We start from the raw sequence: 16,896 nt of genomic DNA, 5'->3' as shown, positions 1-16,896 counted from the left end.
GACCGCGTGACCACGAACCCCTTCGACGACGAGAACGGCACGTTCTACGTCCTGGTGAACGACGAGGAACAGCACTCCCTCTGGCCGTCCTTCGCACACATCCCGGACGGCTGGCGGATCGCCTTCGGTCCGCAGGACCGGCCGAAGTGCCTTGCCCACATAGAGGAGAACTGGACCGATCTGCGGCCCAGGAGCCTGCGCCTGGCCATGGGCGAGTAGCACCTGCGCCCGTACGGCGTCCGTACGGTGCGCGTACGGCGTCCGTACAGAACGAGCAACAGAAGGGATGGAGATGACACAGCTCGCCGACCGCTGGCAAGTGAACCCCGCGTTCTTCTGGATGTGGGGTCACCGGCCGGAGCAGCCCGTCAAGGTGGACGAGAGCGGCGTGGTCCATGTCTACGGTCACGCCGAGATCCTGGAGGTCTACGGCGATCCGCGGGTGTACTCGTCCAATGTGGAAGCCCTGCTGTTCGGGGCGCCCGAGGGCGAGACCCTCAGCGAGGGCGCATTGAGCGCGGCCGACCCGCCCAAGCACACCAAGCTCCGCAAGATTGTCAGCCGTGCGTTCACCCCGAAGCTGGTGGCCGATCTCGAACCGCGGATCGCTGAGGTCACCGGTCAGCTCCTCGACCGGGCGGAGGACCAAGGACGCCTGGAACTGGTCGCAGACCTGGCGTATCCGATGCCGGTAATGGTGATAGCCGACATGCTCGGCGTCCCGCGCAGCGACCGCGACCTCTTCAAGCAGTGGGTGGACACCATCCTCACCGCCGCCGGCGAGGTGAACGTGGAAGACGCGGTCAAGGACGGCGCGGGCGGCACGCAGCGCGAGGACGAGGACATCGCGGCCGCCATGGGACAAGTGCCCGAACTGATGGAGTACTTGCGCGCCCACGCGGCCGAACGGCGTGTCACACCGCGCGAGGACCTGCTGACCAGGCTGGTGGAGGCGGAGGTCGACGGCGAGCGCCTGAGTGACAACCAGGTGGTGAACTTCTCCAGGGAACTCCTCGTCGCAGGGCACCTCACCACCAGCGCGACGATCGCCAACATGCTGCTGTGCCTGGATGCCCATCCCGAGCAGTTCGCCCGGCTGCGGGCCAATGCGGACCTCATCCCGGGAGCCGCCGAGGAAACCCTGCGGTTCCTCGGCCCGCTCGCGGCCTCCGTCCGTGCGACGGCCGAGGACACCGAGCTGGCCGGCGTCAAGATACCGGGCAAGAGCCTGGTCCGGCTCTGGCTCGGCGCCGGCAGCCGGGACGAGCGGGTGTTCGAGCGGCCCGACGAGTTCGACCCCGGCCGCGACCCCAATCCGCACCTGGGGTTCGGCCGCGGAATCCACTTCTGCATCGGCGCCCCGCTGGCCCGCCTCGAGAGCAGCGTCTGCCTGCGGATGCTCCTTGACCGATACCCCGGCCTGCGGGCGGACCCGGACCAGCGCCCGGAGTTCCTGGGGCTGGATGACCTGCTGGCAGTGTCGAAACTCCAGATGCTCACCGACTAGGCCGATACCCGCGCAGCCGGCGAACCTGCATTGAGTTCGCTCCGAAGGAGGAAAGCGCCATGCGCGTTTTGTTCGTAGTCTTCCCCTGGCGAACCCACCTACAGCACATGGTGCCGCTGGCCTGGGCACTTCAGGCGGCGGGACACGAGGTCCGGGTCGCCAGCGGCCCCGAGCTGACGGACGCCGTCACCGCCTCGGGTCTGCCGGCCGTACCGGTAGGCCCCGAAGAGCCCGTCTTCGAGAAGGTCGAACGCGAGCAGGGGGAGGTCTACCACAAGCTCGTCGAAGCCCATGGCGAGCAGAACGACATCCTGATCGACGTATGCGAGGACCGCGAAGAGGTCCTCACCTGGGAGCGCCTGCGGTGGGGGAGCCGGTTTTTGGCCGCCACCTCGCGGGCCTCCAATGACGCGATGGTCGAGGAGCTGGTGGAGTACTGCCGCTGGTGGCAGCCGGACCTGGTGCTGTGGGACTGGCTGAGCCACGCGGGCGCGATCGCGGCCACGGCGGCCAACGTGCCGCACGGGCGCATGCGCACCGAGTTGGCCGTCGAGGACCGCGCCCGCCGGCACTTCCTGCGGGTACGCCAGGAGCAGGAGCCGAAAGAGCGCGAGGACCCGTTGGGGGACTGGCTGGGGCAGTGGGCGCACAAGTTCGGCGGCGAGTTCTCCGAGGAGATGGTGACCGGGCAGTTCACGATCGAGCAGATGCTCGGCTCGATGCGGCTCAAGTCGCCGTCGCCGCATCTCGCGCTGCGCTATGTCCCCTACAACGGTCCCTCGGTCATACCGCACTGGGCCCGGCGCGCTCCGGATAAGCGGCGCGTGCTTGCCACCTACGGACTCAGTCTGGCCACGGACCCGGCGACGGCCGCGCTCTCCTTGGAGCAGATGCAGGGGATGCTGGATGCGCTGGCCGATGTGGATATCGAGCTGGTGGTGACGCTGCCCGAGCAGCTCCAGCGGGAGCTGGAGCGGGTTCCGGGCAATACCAGGCTGGTGGAGTTCGTTCCACTGCACGCCGTCGTCCCCTCGTGCTCGGCCGTGATCCACCACGGCGGCGTGCCCGGGTTCCTGGAGTCGATCGCCCACGGGGTGCCGCAGCTGGTGATCGGCCGCGCCATGACGGACATCGGCGAGCGCGGCCCGCGGTTGGAGCGCTCCGGGGCCGGCCTGTGGATCAGGGGGGACGCTCCCGAGGAGCTGGAGGGTGCGCGGGTGCGCGAGCAGGTGGTGCGGCTGCTGGAGGAACCCTCGTTCGGGCAGGCCGCCGCACGGCTCGGCCAGGAGCTGGCAGCGCAGCCCTCGCCCGCCGAGGTCGTCCGGGAACTGGAACGGATCGTCAACCGCTAGCGTATGCGCGGCTAATCACCTCACAGTCCGCGCAAGCAGCCCTCCCCCCACCGCTGCTGCGCCCTTCGCACTACGAGCGATCCTGACGAGCTGCCGGCCGCGGCCCGCCGCCCAGAGGTCCCGCAGGAGCGAGCAGCTCCGGGCCGAGGGAGCGGGCGCTGCCGCAGCCCAGCTGCGTCAGCGCGACATCGAGCTCGGCGAGCAGGCACCGCAGGACGTGCCGCACCCCGGCACGCCCCTGGAGCGCCAGCCCGTACAGATAGGGCCGGCCCAGCAGGACGGCGTCCGCGCCGAGGGCCAGGGCCTTGACGACGTCGGTGCCGGTGCGCACACCGGAGTCCATCAGCACAGGGACGGCGCCGCCGAGCGCGGCGCGCACCGCGGGCAGGCAGTCCAGGGAAGCCACCGCGCCGTCCAGCTGGCGTCCCCCGTGATTGGAGACGATCACACCGTCCGCCCCGTTGGCCACGGCGAGGTGCGCGTCGTCGGGGTGCAGGACCCCCTTGACGAGGAGGGGAAGACTCGTCCACTCGCGCAGCTGGTTCAGCCGGTCCCAGGTCAGCGACGGGTTGCCGTTGACGCGGGCCCAGTGCCTGACGACCGCCTCGGGGCCGGCATCCGGTGGCAGCGCCGCCCGGAATACGGGATCACTCGTGTAGTTGGCGAGCCCGGTGCCGCCTATCAGCGGAAGGTAGCCGTGATCGAGGTCCGCGGGCCGGTAGCCGACGGAGGGATTGTCGACGGTGAGGACCAGCGCCGTGTAGCCGCTCGCCTCGGCCCGGCGGACCAGGGAGGCGGCCAGGTCGTCGTCCGAGGGCCAGTACAGCTGGAACCAGCGGGGCCCCGGCCCGGCAGCCGCGGCCACCTCCTCCAGGCTGTGCGAGGAGTAGGAGGACAGCACGAACGGCAGCCCGGCGTCGGCCGCGCCCCGGACGGTGGCGAGCTCCCCCTGGGGGTGCACGGCACTCTGTGCGGAGATCGGCGCCAACAGCACCGGTGCGGGCAGCGGCCGGCCGAGGAGGTCCACTGTCAGGTCGCGCCGCGTGACGCCGCGCAGTGCCCGGGGCAGCAGGCGCCACCGGTCGAAAGCGTCCCGGTTGGCGCGCCCCGTGGCTCCGGTTCCGGCGCCGCCGGCCACGAAGGCGGACACCGCGGGCGCAAGGACCGCACGGGCCGCGTCCTCCAACGCCGTCAGATCGGTGGTGAGTTGGCCTTTGCGGCCCTCGGGGCCCGCCAGATATATCTCGCGCACCAGGTCGGACGCGCTCGTCCAGCCGGCCGGGGCGGCGGTGCGGGTGTGCTCGGTCATGGCATCGGGGTTCCGTTTCCGTTCTCGGTGGTGGCCCGTGCGTCGGACGGCTGCTCCTGACCGAGGACATCGGCCAGGAGCCGGGGGGTTGGCCAGTCGAAGACGAAAGTGGCCGGAAGGCGCAGCCCGATGGCGGCCATCAGCCGGTTGCGCAGCTCCACCGCCCCCAGCGAGTCCATGCCGACGTGGTCGAAGGTGACGTCCGGGTCGATCGCGTCGGCGGAGGCGTGGCCGAGCACTTCGGCGACCTCGGCGAGGAGCCGCTCCAACATCGTGCCGCCGCCTTCCGCGGCCGCGGTGTCCGCGTGGCCGTGCGGCGGCTCGGCCGACAACGGATCCTCCCCTGTCCCCAGCGTCCCGACGTCGGCGGGCAGAAGGGACTCCAGGATGCGCGGGAGAGTGCCGCCGCGGTGCTGTGCGGCCAGAGCGCTGCGATCCCAGCGGCCCGCCACCACCACCGGCTCGGTCCCGTGCACCGCCGCGTCGAAGAAGCGCAGGCCCTCTTCGATGGGTATCAGCAGGACACCGACCCGGGCCATGCGGTCGATCTGGGCGTTCGTGAGGGTGCTGCCCATGCCTCCCGACACATCCCACTGGCCCCACACGATGGCCACGCCGGGCATGCCGGCGGCGTGCCGCTGCTCCATCAGGCCTTCCAAAAACCCGTTCGCGGCGGCATAGGCGCCCTGTCCCGCCGAGTTGAGCGTGCCGGCGACCGAGGAGTAGGCGACGAACGCGGACAGGTCCAGGTCGGCGGTCAGTTCGTGCAGATTAGACGCCGCGTCGACCTTGGGACGCAGCGACCGGTCGAGGTCCTCGGCCCTCAGGTCGGCCAGCAGAGCGCCTTGGAGGAAACCCGCGGCATGGACGACACCGCCGATGCGCACACCGGAGCGGGCAAGCCTGTCGAGAACGGCGGCCAAGGCCTCGCGGTCGGCGGCGTCACAGGCCACCGTGCGGACCTTGGCACCCAGATCCCGCAGGTCCGCGATGACACGCTCCGCGTCGGGGCCGGGGGCGCCGCGCCCCATCAAAACCAGCTGCCGTACACCGTGCTGCTCCACCAGGTGCCGGGCGGTGATCCGGCCGAGCCAGCCAAGACCACCGGTGATCAGCACCGCTCTCGTAGGGTCCCAGGAACCGCCGGGGACCGGGGCGTCGGCGGCGCTGCGAAGGGCCGGCCGGTACGCGCTCCCCTCACGCAGCGCGAGCTGGCTCTCGCCGCAGGCCAGCGCGGCGGCGAACGCCTCACGGCAGGGGGCGGTACCGTCCTCGTCGATCAGGACGAACCGGCCCGGGTGCTCGGCCTGCGCGGAGCGGATCAGCCCCCACACGGCGCGGTGGGCGGGCCGTATGCCGGCCTCCTGCTCGTCCCCCACGGCGACGGCGCCGCGGGTGACCACCACCAGCCGGGAGTCCTGCCCCTGCTCGTCGGCCAAAAAGCCCTGCGCCGCGCCCAGCACCTCCAGCACCAGCTCCCGGACCGCTGCCGGGGTTGCGGCCCTGTCGGTCGGGCACCTCAGCACGGTCGTCCGCGGGTGTGCTCCCCCTGCGGCGAACGTCTCGGCGAGGCCGGTCCACGGCGTGCGCGCCCCGACGCCGGCCGGCTCGGGGACCGGCGTCCAGTACGGCACCCACAGACTTTCGGCCTCCGGCTCCGGCGCGCCGAAAGGACTGGCGTCGGCGGCCGGGACCGGCCGCAGGACGAGAGAGCCGATCGAGGCCAGCGGCCTGCCGTCGGGGTCGGTCAGCTCGGCCGAGACCACCTCGGGGCTCGCGGGCGTCAGATGGACCCGCGCCCGGGCCGCGGCGCCGGCGGCGGCCCGGACCCGCACGTCCCGCCAGATGTGCGCAAGCAGACCGGGGCCCGCGCCACCCTGGGCGGCGAGCGGGTGCAGGGCGGCGTCCAGGAGCACGGGGTGCAGGGCGTGCGTGGCAGGCCGCACCACGCCAGGAAGGGCCACATCGGCGACAATCTCCGGGCCCGCACTCCACATCGCGCCGACACCAAGAAACGCCGGCCCGTACGCCAACCCCCGTTCTGCCAGGGTGCGGTAGAGCTCATGCGGCGCCAGGTCGAGCGGCGCGGCCGCCGCGGGCAGGGCGCGCCGCGGCTCGGCGCCCAGCTGCGATCCGAGCCGGGCGACGGTGCCGTGGGCGCACCGGAACCAGGCCGGCTCCTCGGTGTCCGCCCGGCGGGCGTGCACGGTGACCGCGCTGCGGCCGTCGGCGTCGGCGGCCGCGAGGAAGACCCGCAGGTCGAACTCCGCGCCGTCCGGCACGTCCAGGATCTCTTCGTGGACGAGTTCCTCGACCGTGTCGGCGCCCGTCACACGGGCGGCGCTCACCACCGCCTCGAGCAGGGCGGTGCCAGGCAGCAGGGTCCTGCCGGCGACCTGGTGGTCGGCCAGCCAGGGGAGCGTGGCGTGCGAGAGCCGTCCGGTGAACATGACCCCCTCCGGCGCCGGTATCTCCGTGGCGGCGGCCAGGACCGGGTGGTCGAGATCGGTGATACCGGCCGGGCGGGCAGCGGTGCGCTGCGGTACGTCGATCCAGTAGCGGCGCCGCTGGAAGGCGTAGGTGGGCAGCGGGATCCGACGCGCGCCGCGGTCCGCGAACACGCCGGCCCAGTCGACGTCGGCGCCGACCGCGTGCAGCCGGGCGAGTGCGCCTACCAGAGCGGCGGCCTCGGGCTCCTTATCGCGCTGCGCCGCGACCGCGGTGGGTGCGCCCTGGCCGGCGAAGTGGTCGGCGACCCTGGCGGTGAGGTCACCGGACGGGCCGACCTCCACCAGCCGGCTGCATCCCAGCTCGCTCAGGCACCGCACGCCGTCCTCGAAGCGGAACGTCTCCACCGCCTGGCGGGCCCAGTGCTCGGGGTCGGTGAACTCGTGATCCCGCATCGCCCGTCCGGTCAGGCTTGAGACCACCGTGAGTGCTGGCTCACGAAAGCTCAGGTTCTTGACGGCCACGGCTCCGCTTCCCGCCGCCTTCTTCGCCAACCGACTGTGGGCCACTGCGAGTTGGGCCGCGTCGGCGAGGTCGAGCACGCCGGCGGCATGAGCGGCGCAGACCGCGCCGATGCCGTGGCCAAGGACGGCGACGGGCGCGACCCCACAGGACTCCAGCAGCCGGAACAGGGCGACGTGGTAGGCGAAGAGCGCGAGTTGTGCGTGTTCGGGGCGCTCGGGCAGCGCGCTCTGGGAACCGAAGAGGACCGTGCGCAGGGGCTGGTCCAGGTGGCCGTCGAGTTCACGGCAGACCGCGTCGAACGCGCAGGCGAAAGCCGGGAACGTCCGGTACAGCTCCCGGCCGGTGCCGGGGCGTTCAAGGCCGTCCCCGCAGAACAGGAGGGCGGTGCGCCCCTCGGTGGCCCGCCCGCGTATGGCGTCGGCGCCGTCCGGATCCGCCGCCAGGGCGTGCAGCCCCTCCAGCAGGCCGCCCTCCTCTTCGGGCAGCAGGACCGCGCGGTGCGCGAGGTGGCTGCGGGTGGTGGCAAGCGAGAAACCGACGTCGACAAGGTCCGCGGGAGCGGCCTGCGCGGCGGTCAGCCAGTCCAGGACCCGGCGGGCTTGTGCCTGTAGCGCGGCCGGACTGTGCCCGGACACCAGGACGGGGACCACGGGCAGCGGCGCCGCGTCCCTGCCACCCGTGTTCTCGTCCTGGTGGGTGGTGGGGGGTGGGGTGGTTGTTCGAGGATGAGGTGGGCGTTGGTGCCGCTGAGGCCGAAGGAGGAGATGGCGGCGCGGCGGGGGCGGTTGTGGTGGGGCCAGGGTTGGGTGTGGGTGAGGAGGTTGAGGTGTCCTTGGGTCCAGTCGATGCGGGGGGAGGGTTGGTCGGTGTGGAGGGTTTTGGGGAGTTGGCCGTGGTGGATGGCCAGGGTCATTTTGATGATGCCGGCGACTCCGGCTGCTGCCTGGGTGTGGCCGATGTTGGATTTGATGGTTCCTAGGTGGAGGGGGTGTTGGGGGGTGTGGTGGGTGCCGTAGGTGGCGAGGAGGGCGTGGGCTTCGATGGGGTCTCCCAGGGCGGTGCCGGTGCCGTGGGCTTCGATGGCGTCGATGGTGTCGGGGGTGAGGTGGGCGTCGGTGAGTGCGGCGTGGATGACGGCTTGTTGGGAGGGGCCGTTGGGGGCGGTGAGTGCGCTGGCGGCGCCGTCGTGGTTGAGGGCTGAGCCTTGGATGACGGCGTGGATGGGGTGGCCCAGACGGTGGGCGTCGCTGAGGCGTTCGAGGAGGAGCATGCCGACGCCTTCGGACCAGGCGGTGCCGTCGGCGGTGGCGGCGAAGGCTTTGCAGCGTCCGTCGGGGGCCAGACCGTGCTGACGGCTGAACTCCACGAACGACACCGGTGTCGCCATGGTCGTGGCCCCTCCCGCCAGGGCCAGGGAGCATTCGCCCCGGCGCAGCGCGGTGGCGGCCAGGTGGACGGCGACCAGGGAGGAGGAGCAGGCCGTGTCCACAGTCATGGCAGGACCCTGGAACCCGAAGCTGTGGGAGATACGCCCGGAGGCGAAGCCGCTCGCGCTGCCCAGGGCCATATAGCCCTCGTACTCGGCCGGCGAGGGCAGGACACGGTAGCCGTAGTCGTCGTACATGGTGCCGACGAAAACGCCCGTGCGGCTGCCGTGCAGCGCCGACGGCACGATCCCCGCGTCCTCGAACGCCTCCCACGCGGTCTCCAGCAGCAGCCGGTGCTGCGGGTCCATCGCATGCGCCTCGCGCGGCGAGATCCGGAAGAACTCGGCGTCGAAGCTAGTGGCGTCGTCGAGGAATCCGCCCTCCTTGACATACGACGTCCCCGGCCCCCGCGCGTCAGGGTCGTACAGCGAGGACAGGTCCCAGCCGCGGTCCTTGGGGAACGGCCCGATCACGTCGCGCTCGTCCATCACCAGCTGCCACAGGTCCTGCGGGGACTCGACGCCGCCGGGGTAGCGGCATGCCATCCCGACGATGGCGATCGGGCCGACGTACCGCTCCGCCTTGGTGGCCGCGGCACGAAGCTGCTGATTGTCCTTCAGGGCCGCCCGCAGTGCGTCGACCAGTTCGTCGTGCGATGCCGTCATCGGGACTCTCCCTCGATCTGTGCCGGGGTGCGTTCACCGCGGTGCGTCCCCAAGGCCAGGCGGACCAGTTCCTCGGCGCTCATCGTGTCCAGGGAGGTGTCCTCGTACGGCGGTTCGGGGTTCTGCTCCGCCGGGTTCTGCTCCTGGCCGTTCTCGGCGGCGAGCTCCGCGATCAGACGATCGGTGAGGGCGGCGGGGCTGCCGTGGTCGAAGACGGCCGTCGAGGCCAGCCGCACACCCGTCACCGAGGTGATCCGCTGATGCAGTTCGAGCGCGGTCAGGGAGTCCACGCCCAGGTCCTGGAAGCGGGCGCCGACCGGCACCTGATCCGCAGCGGACAGCTCGAGGACGGCGGCCACCTCGGCGCGTACCGCCTCAAGGAGAAGGTGGTGCCGTGCCGTACGGGGCGCATCCGCCAGGCGGCGGCGCAGCGCGGCGGCCGCGCCCGGGGCCGAGGGGGCGGGCACCGGGCGGCGGGGCGTCGTGGCGGCGGGAACGAGCGCGCGCAGCAGCGGCGGGGCCGACTCCGCGGTCAGTTCCCGCGTGTCGAGGCGGGCGGGCAGCAGGACGGTCGCGGTGTCCGTGGCGGCGGCGTCGAAGAGGGCCAGGCCGTCCTGGACCGACAGCGCGGCAGCTCCGTGGCGGCTCAGGCGCTGTAGCTCCGGCGTGCCCAGCCCGCTGCCGAGACCCTCCCCGGCCTCCCACCGTCCCCAGGCCAGTGACGTGGCCGGCAGGCCCTGGGCACGGCGCTTCAGCGCCAGTGCGTCGAGGTAGGCGTTGGCCGCCGCATAGTTGCCCTGCCCCGGCAGGCCGAGCGTGCCGGAGAAGGACGAGAACAGCACGAAGGCGGACAGGTCCCAGTGCCGGGTCAGTTCATGAAGATGCAGGGCCGCGTCGGCCTTCGGCCGCAGGACGGCGTCCAGGCGTTCGGGGGTCAGCCGCTGCACGATGGTGTCGTCAAGGACGCCGGCCGCGTGCACCACCGCGGTCGGCGGTTCCTCGAGGCCGTCCAGGACGGCGGCCAGGGCGGCGCGGTCGCCGACATCGCCTGCCGAGACCGTCACGCGCACGCCGGCGCCCTCCAGGTCGGCGACGAACTTTGCCGCGCCGGGTGTGCGCGGGCCGCGCCGCCCGACGAGCACCAGCTGGGAAACTCCGTAGCGTTCCACCAGGTGACGGGCGATGAGTCGTCCCAGGGCGCCCAGGCCGCCGGTGATCAGGACACGGCTGTGCCGGTCGAAGGGGGCGTGGCCGCAGGGGGACGGGCGGTGAGGGTGTAGGCGGGGCGCAAGGAAGCGGCCGCCGCGCAGGGCGAGTTGGGGCTCCTTCGAGGCGGCGGCCCTGAGCAGGCCGCGGACGGACTGGGGGGCGCCGTCGATGTCGATCAGCGCGAATCGCCCGGGGTGTTCCGACTGCGCGGCGCGGACCAGGCCCCACACGGCGGCGTGCTCCGGGTCTGCACGGGTGTCGCCGGGCGCGCCCACCGCGTCCCGGGTGACCAGGACGAGCCGGCCGGCGGCCAACCGGCTGTCGGAGAGCCACTGCTGGAGGAGAGCGAGGACCTCACGGGCGGCGGCCCCGGCCGGTCCGCTACCGCTGGGCGGGGACGCCGTGACGAAGGCGAGGACGACCTCGGGGACCGCGGCGCCCTCGTCGAGGGAGTCGAGCAGGTCGTCGAGGCCGGTGTGGACGCCTGCCGCTGTCCGGCCGGCCTGCACGAGGCCGGCCACCGCCTCGGCGCCCGGGCCCACCGCGGCCCACGTGCCGCTCAGCAACGGCGTGTGGAAAGCGAGATCGGTCCAGTTCAGGGCGAACAGCGCGCCGCCGCTCGCCGCGGCCGCGGCGGGCGGCTTGAACTCGCGCAGGACGAGCCTGTCCGCACTGAGGACCGGGACGCCCGCCTCGTCGGCGACGAGCAGGGAGCAGGAGTCGTTCGCGCCACGCCGCAGACGGACACGGAGCGGGCCGTTGCCGGGCCCGTGCAGCGTCAGGCCCTGCCATGCGAAGGGCACCAGGAGCCGGGACTCGTCCCCCTCGGCGGCGGCCAGCGCGTGCAGCGCCGCGTCCAGGGCGGCGGGATGCAGACGGAAGCCGTCACGGCTCGCTTTCGCGCGCGCAGCCACCACCGCGTAGAGATCGCTGCCCTCGCGCCACAGCTCGCGCAGCCCCCGGAAGGTGTAGCCGTAGGCGTAACCACGCGCCGCGAGCCGCGGGTACAGGTCCTCGACCGGCACAGGTGAGGCCCCGCTCGGCGGCCATGAACGCAGTGCGGCCACCTGCGCCGGCGCCGCGTCCGACAGCATTCCGCCGGCGTGCCGGGTCCACGCGCCACCGCGGGTGTTCGCCGCACGGGAGTAGAGCGCCAGCGGACGGCAGCCGTTCTCGCCTCGAGCGCCGACGATCAGCTGTATGTCGGTGGGCCCGGCGACGGGCAGGGCCTGCTCCAGGGTGAGTTCGGCCACCTGCTGCGCACCGGCCCGGCGGGCGGCACTGAGCGCGAGCTCCGCGATGCCCGCGCCGGGCAGCACCGGGGTCCCGGCCACCGTATGGTCGGCCAGCCACGGCATCTCCTCGGCGTCCAGGCGGCCCGTGAACACCAGCCCGCTCCCGTCGGCCGGCTCCAGAGCCTCGTCGAGTACCGGGTGGGAGCGGGCAGCGTCCTCGCCCGCGGCCGGGGTGCTCAGCCAGTAGTGCTGACGCTGGAAGGGATAGGTGGGCAGGGGGATCCGGCGGCCGCCGGGGAAGGACTCTCCCGGATCCAGCCGGGCACCATTCAAAGCGAGCCGGGCGAGCACCGTGGTGACGGTGCTGAGGGGGTCGTGGCCGCGGCGCACCAGGGGCGTCACGACCCCGGGGGAGCCGGGGTCCTGGCTGCGGCGCGCCAGGTGGGACAGCACCCCGTGCCCCATCTCGACGTATTCGGTGACACCCCGGGACTGGAGGAAGCGCACGCCGTCGTAAAAGCGGACGGTGCCGCGCAGCTGGCGCACCCAGTAACCCGGGTCCCTCAGCATCGCCGCGGTGGCCAGGCGACCGGTGAGATTGGAGACGACCGGTATACGGGGTTCGCGGAACCTCAACCCGGCGGCGACGTCACGGAAATCCTCCAGCAGGCCGTCCATGTGGGGGGAGTGGAAGGCATGGCTGACCTTCAGCTCACTGGCCCTGCGGCCCCTGGCGCGCCAGTCCTGCGCGAGTTCCTCGGCGGCCTCGGCGTCACCCGTGACGACCACGTCCCGCGACCCGTTGACGGCGGCGAGATCCAGCCGCCCTGCATGGAGGGCGAGCACCTCGCGGATCTCCTCCTCGCTCGCTTCGAGGGCCACCATGCGCCCGCCCGCCGGCGCCAACTGCATCAGGCGGCCCCGGTGGGCGACGAGGGTGCAGGCGTCTGCCAGATCGAGGACACCCGCCACATGGGCGGCCGCCAACTCGCCGATGGAGTGGCCCAGCAGCAGGTCGGGGGCAGCCCCGTGGTGCTCCAGGAGCCGGAAGGAGGCGACTTCGAGGGCGAAGAGCGCGGGCTGGGTGTAGGCGGTCTGGTGGAGCAGCGCGGATGGCGCGGTGCCGGGCGCGGCGAACAGGACGTCCTTGAGGGCGTGTTCGAGGTGCGCATCGAGATGGGCGCAGGCCTCGTCGAAGGCGCGGGCGAAGGCGGGGAAGCGGCCGTGGAGGTCGCGGCCGGCCCCCGGGTACTGGCTGCCCTGGCCGGGGAAGAGGAAGGCGGTCGCGCCGGCTGTCGAGGTGCTGCTACGGGTGAGGACCTCAGGTGCTGCTTCCCCCTGGGCCAGGGCCTGGAGGCTGCGCAGGGCCTGGGCGCGCCCGGTGACCAGGACGGCAGCGCGGTGGGTGTGTGTGGTGGTCCGGGTGGTCGCCAGGGAGTGGCCGACGTCGGCGGTGGCCAGGTCCTGGTGGGCGGTGAGGTGGTTGTGCAGGTGCGCGGCCCGGGCACGCAGCGCCTGTTCGCTCTGACCGGACAACAGCCAGGGAAAGGAGCCGTCCCTGTCGTCGGCGGTGGTGCTGATGTCGTGGTGGGTGGTGGGGGGTGGGGTGGTTGTTCGAGGATGAGGTGGGCGTTGGTGCCGCTGAGGCCGAAGGAGGAGATGGCGGCGCGGCGGGGGCGGTTGTGGTGGGGCCAGGGTTGGGTGTGGGTGAGGAGGTTGAGGTGTCCTTGGGTCCAGTCGATGCGGGGGGAGGGTTGGTCGGTGTGGAGGGTTTTGGGGAGTTGGCCGTGGTGGATGGCCAGGGTCATTTTGATGATGCCGGCGACTCCGGCTGCTGCCTGGGTGTGGCCGATGTTGGATTTGATGGTTCCTAGGTGGAGGGGGTGTTGGGGGGTGTGGTGGGTGCCGTAGGTGGCGAGGAGGGCGTGGGCTTCGATGGGGTCGCCCAGGGCGGTGCCGGTGCCGTGGGCTTCGATGGCGTCGATGGTGTCGGGGGTGAGGTGGGCGTCGGTGAGTGCGGCGTGGATGACGGCTTGTTGGGAGGGGCCGTTGGGGCGGTGAGTGCGCTGGCGGCGCCGTCGTGGTTGAGGGCTGAGCCTTGGATGACGGCGTGGATGGGGTGGCCCAGGCGGTGGGCGTCGCTGAGGCGTTCGAGGAGGAGCATGCCGACGCCTTCGGACCAGGCGGTGCCGTCGGCGGTGGCGGCGAAGGCTTTGCAGCGTCCGTCGGGGGCCAGACCGTGCTGACGGCTGAACTCCACGAAGGGCGCGGCATTGACCATGACGGTGGCCCCTCCCGCCAGGGCCAGGGAGCATTCGCCGCGGCGCAGCGCGGTGGCGGCCAGGTGGACGGCGACCAGGGAGGAGGAGCAGGCCGTGTCCACAGTCATGGCAGGACCCACCAGGCCCAGTACGTGGGCGACGCGGCCGGACAGCACGCTCGGCAGCCTGCCGGTGATGGCGAACGCTTCCTTCTTGTGCGTCCCGTACTCGGCGTACATGAGGCCGCAGTAGGTGCCCGTCAGGGTGTCACGCAGCGTGGTGGGGTCGATGCCGGCGTACTCGATGGCCTCCCAGCATGTCTCCAGGACCAGCCGCTGCTGGGGATCCATCCTGAGGGCTTCGCGGGGGCTGATTCCAAAGAGGGTGGGGTCGAACTCGGCGGCGTCGTAGAGGAATCCGCCCTCGCGGGTGCTGGAGGTGCCGGGGTGTTCGGGGTCGGGGTGGAAGAGGTTGTCGAGATCCCAGCCGCGGTCGCGCGGGAAGGGGCCGATGGCGTCGACACCGTCGGCGACCAGCTGCCACAGGCCCTCGGGCGAGGTCACGCCGCCGGGAAAGCGGCAGGCCATCCCGACGATCGCGATCGGTTCGCGCCGCTCGCCGCCGCTCATCGGGTCGGCTCCAAGGGCCCCGCGGGTGTCCGTGACTGACATGCCTTCCCTCATTCAAAGTCGACCAGCAGCCGTGACAGGCCGCGTATGCCCAGGCCGTCCTTCCAGACAACCGGTTCCGCAACGTCAGCGAGCCGCAGCGCCGGGAAGCGCTGCACGAGCCGTTCGAGGACGATGCGCAGCTGGAGTCTCGCCAGGGGTGCGCCCAGGCAGCGGTGCACGCCGTGCCCAAAGGTGAGAGGGGGGGAAGCGTGCCCGCAGGCGAGGTCCAGGGAGGCCGGCTCGGCGAACACCTTGGCGTCGCGGTTGCCGTGGAGCAGGGCCACCACGACGCCCTCGCCCTTTTGCACGGTGACATCGCCCAGCCGCACCGGTTCGGTGGCGATACGAACGAACGTCAGCGGGGTGGCAGGGGCCAGCCGGATCAGCTCCTCCGTCGCGTTCCCGACGTACTCGGGGTGGGCGAGGAGCTCTTCATAGGCGCTGCGGTCGCTCAGCAGCGCCAGCAGCGAGAGGCCGATCTGGCCGGTGGTGGTCTCGTAGCCCGCCATCAGGAGGGTGAGTCCCAGGGTGAGCAGTTCGTTCGTGGAAAGCTCGCCCTCGTCCTGCGCGATGGTCAGGTCACTGAGCAGGTCATCGCGTGGATCACGGCGCTTGCGGTCCAGCAACTCCGTGATGTACTCGATGAGTTCGATGCGGCGTCGGGCCTTCTCGCGGAGGCTGGTGACCTCCAGGTCGAAGAGCACGTCCACCCACCCGCGGAAGCGGGGCGTGTCCTGTTCGGGAATGCCGAGCATGGTGGTGAGCACGGACAGCGGCAGCGGTCGGGCGAGGTTCTCGATCAGGTCCGCACCGTTGCCGGTCTTGGCGATCGCGTCCAGCCGGCGGTCGGTCAGGTCCGTCACGAAGGCGCTCATCCTGGCCATCCGGCCGGTGGAGAACGCGCCGCTGACCAGGCGCCGCAGACGGGCGTGCCGCTTGCCGTCCATGCTCATCATGGAATCCGCCGCCGGCTGGGCGTCATTGAACGTCGGGGCGCCGGGCCGCAGCGCGTCGGCCCGGCTGAACCTCTGGTCCGCAAGGACCGACCGGCCCAGTGTGTAGCTGCGTACGAGCCAGAAGGGGTGGCCCGTTCCGGCGACCACCCGCACGACATCCTCGGGACCAGGACGCAAGATGTCGGGAAGCGGGCCCAGCTGGTCGATCGTGGTTTTGGTCATTGGAATACCTCGTCACTGGCCGCAGGGCCGGAAGCTGCGGACTCGGCGCTCCACCTCGTGCAGCAGCTCGAACTGCCGGTTGAAAGCGATGCGTACGTACTGCGCGCCGCGCACGGGATCGGCGAAGGAGGGGGCCGCGGGGACAACCACGACCCCGGTCGCCTCCAGGAGTTCGAGGGTGAAGGCACGGCCGTCCATGCCTCCCCCCGTGAGCGGGGCGATGTCCGCCAGGAGGAAGCACCCGCCTTCCGGGGGAAAGATCTTCATGCCCATGCCCGTGAAGATCTCCAGGGCCAAGTCGCGGCGGCGGCCCATCTCCTCGGATGCCGTCCTCAGGTCCGCGGAGCCGGCCGCCTGGCCGACGGCCAGCTGAAGCGGGCCAGGGGCGCCGTTGGTGGTCAGCTCCTGTACGCGCCGCACCGCCGTGGTGCGCGTGGCGTCCGCACGCACAAAGCCGAGCCGCCACCCGCTGATCGCGTGGCTCTTGGAGAGCGAGCCGACCACCACGCTGCGCTCCGCCAGGCCGGGCACCTCGGCGATCGAGGTCTGCTCCCGGCCGTCGAAGACGAAGCTGCTGTACACCTCGTCGCAGACGACCGTCGCGTCCCATCGCCCGGCCAACTCGGCGACTTGGTCAAGCTCTTGACGGGTCAGCACACGGCCCGTGGGGTTGCCGGGCGAGTTCAGGAGGACCACGCGGGTACGGGAGGTGAAGGCGGATGCGAGTTCGTCGGGGTCGAACCGCCAGTCGGGCGCGTGCAAGGGGACATGCCGGGGCACGCCGCCCGCGAAGGCGACCGTCGACCTGAACTGCTCGTAGCCGGGATCGAGCAGGACGACCTCGTCACCGGGGTCGATGAGCGCGTGCAGGGCCAGGAAGAGGGCCTCGGTGCCTCCGACGGTGACGGTCAGCTCCGTCTGCGGGTCGGTCGGCACCGGGAGGGTGGCGGCGATGTGCTCCCGCAGCCGCAGATCACCCGGGGGGAAGACATACTGATTCTTCCCCGCACGTATCGCGTCATTTGCTGCCCCGATGATGTCGGCAGCGGTCTCGGGATATCCGGGTGTGCCGAGCGCCATATCGATTCCCTGGCGTTCGCGCGCCATGA

8 protein-coding genes and 2 pseudogenes are annotated in these 16,896 nt (G+C 71.9%); 3 read left to right on the top strand and 7 right to left on the bottom strand.

Annotated features, from left to right (window positions below):
* The first annotated feature begins 6 nt into the window (after positions 1-6).
* The 3 genes from CP975_RS00250 to CP975_RS00240 all read left to right on the top strand — a co-directional run bounded on the left by CP975_RS00250 (position 7) and on the right by CP975_RS00240 (position 2,859).
* Entirely contained in the window at positions 7-219 is a 213-nt protein-coding gene (locus tag CP975_RS00250) for an MbtH family protein (RefSeq protein WP_055527256.1), read from the top strand.
* Between the two features lie 73 nt (positions 220-292).
* Positions 293-1,507 carry a cytochrome P450 gene (locus CP975_RS00245; protein ID WP_055527268.1) on the top strand — a complete coding sequence of 405 codons (1,215 nt, stop codon included), beginning with the start codon at positions 293-295 and terminating at the stop codon, positions 1,505-1,507.
* Positions 1,508-1,566: 59 nt separating this feature from the next.
* Positions 1,567-2,859 carry an activator-dependent family glycosyltransferase gene (locus tag CP975_RS00240; protein ID WP_055527255.1) on the top strand — a complete coding sequence of 431 codons (1,293 nt, stop codon included), beginning with the start codon at positions 1,567-1,569 and terminating at the stop codon, positions 2,857-2,859.
* A 70-nt stretch (positions 2,860-2,929) separates the two neighbouring features.
* On the opposite strand, the gene CP975_RS00235 is transcribed toward CP975_RS00240, so the two are convergent.
* From CP975_RS00235 to CP975_RS00200, 7 genes and pseudogenes are all read right to left on the bottom strand, one after another.
* Positions 2,930-4,168, bottom strand: a complete 1,239-nt coding sequence (locus CP975_RS00235) for an alpha-hydroxy-acid oxidizing protein (RefSeq protein ID WP_150476431.1) — start codon at positions 4,166-4,168, stop codon at positions 2,930-2,932.
* On the bottom strand, positions 4,165-7,776 hold the full coding sequence (locus tag CP975_RS00230) for a type I polyketide synthase (protein WP_167532645.1): 3,612 nt from the start codon (positions 7,774-7,776) through the stop codon (positions 4,165-4,167). The genes CP975_RS00235 and CP975_RS00230 overlap by 4 nt, the downstream gene beginning before the upstream one ends.
* Positions 7,716-9,233 carry a type I polyketide synthase gene (locus tag CP975_RS00225; protein WP_150476429.1) on the bottom strand — a complete coding sequence of 506 codons (1,518 nt, stop codon included), beginning with the start codon at positions 9,231-9,233 and terminating at the stop codon, positions 7,716-7,718. Before CP975_RS00225 ends, CP975_RS00230 begins: the two co-directional genes overlap by 61 nt.
* Positions 9,230-11,866 (bottom strand): annotated as a pseudogene (locus CP975_RS34870) (type I polyketide synthase); the annotation flags it as partial. The pseudogene CP975_RS34870 and the gene CP975_RS00225, both read right to left, overlap by 4 nt.
* Positions 11,867-12,058: 192 nt before the next feature.
* Positions 12,059-14,546 (bottom strand): annotated as a pseudogene (locus CP975_RS36475) (type I polyketide synthase); the annotation flags it as partial.
* Positions 14,547-14,617: 71 nt separating this feature from the next.
* Complete coding sequence (locus tag CP975_RS00205) at positions 14,618-15,787, bottom strand: cytochrome P450 (RefSeq protein ID WP_055533852.1); 1,170 nt, start codon at positions 15,785-15,787, stop codon at positions 14,618-14,620.
* 12 nt (positions 15,788-15,799) lie between these two features.
* Complete coding sequence (locus tag CP975_RS00200) at positions 15,800-16,894, bottom strand: pyridoxal phosphate-dependent aminotransferase (RefSeq protein ID WP_167532643.1); 1,095 nt, start codon at positions 16,892-16,894, stop codon at positions 15,800-15,802.
* Positions 16,895-16,896: the final 2 nt, after the last annotated feature.

This window comes from Streptomyces alboniger, from assembly GCF_008704395.1.
Classification (GTDB): Bacteria; Actinomycetota; Actinomycetes; order Streptomycetales; family Streptomycetaceae; genus Streptomyces; species Streptomyces alboniger.
Note: the sequence above shows the minus strand (reverse complement) of the source record. Positions and strands in the feature narration are given on the sequence as shown.

Coding starts and splice junctions, on each gene's coding strand:
- CP975_RS00245 (WP_055527268.1), top strand. CDS start 293: ATGACACAGCTCGCCGACCGCTGGCAAGTGAACCCCGCGTTCTTCTGG.
- CP975_RS00240 (WP_055527255.1), top strand. CDS start 1,567: ATGCGCGTTTTGTTCGTAGTCTTCCCCTGGCGAACCCACCTACAGCAC.
- CP975_RS00235 (WP_150476431.1), bottom strand. CDS start 4,168: ATGACCGAGCACACCCGCACCGCCGCCCCGGCCGGCTGGACGAGCGCG.
- CP975_RS00225 (WP_150476429.1), bottom strand. CDS start 9,233: ATGACGGCATCGCACGACGAACTGGTCGACGCACTGCGGGCGGCCCTG.
- CP975_RS00205 (WP_055533852.1), bottom strand. CDS start 15,787: ATGACCAAAACCACGATCGACCAGCTGGGCCCGCTTCCCGACATCTTG.
- CP975_RS00200 (WP_167532643.1), bottom strand. CDS start 16,894: ATGGCGCGCGAACGCCAGGGAATCGATATGGCGCTCGGCACACCCGGA.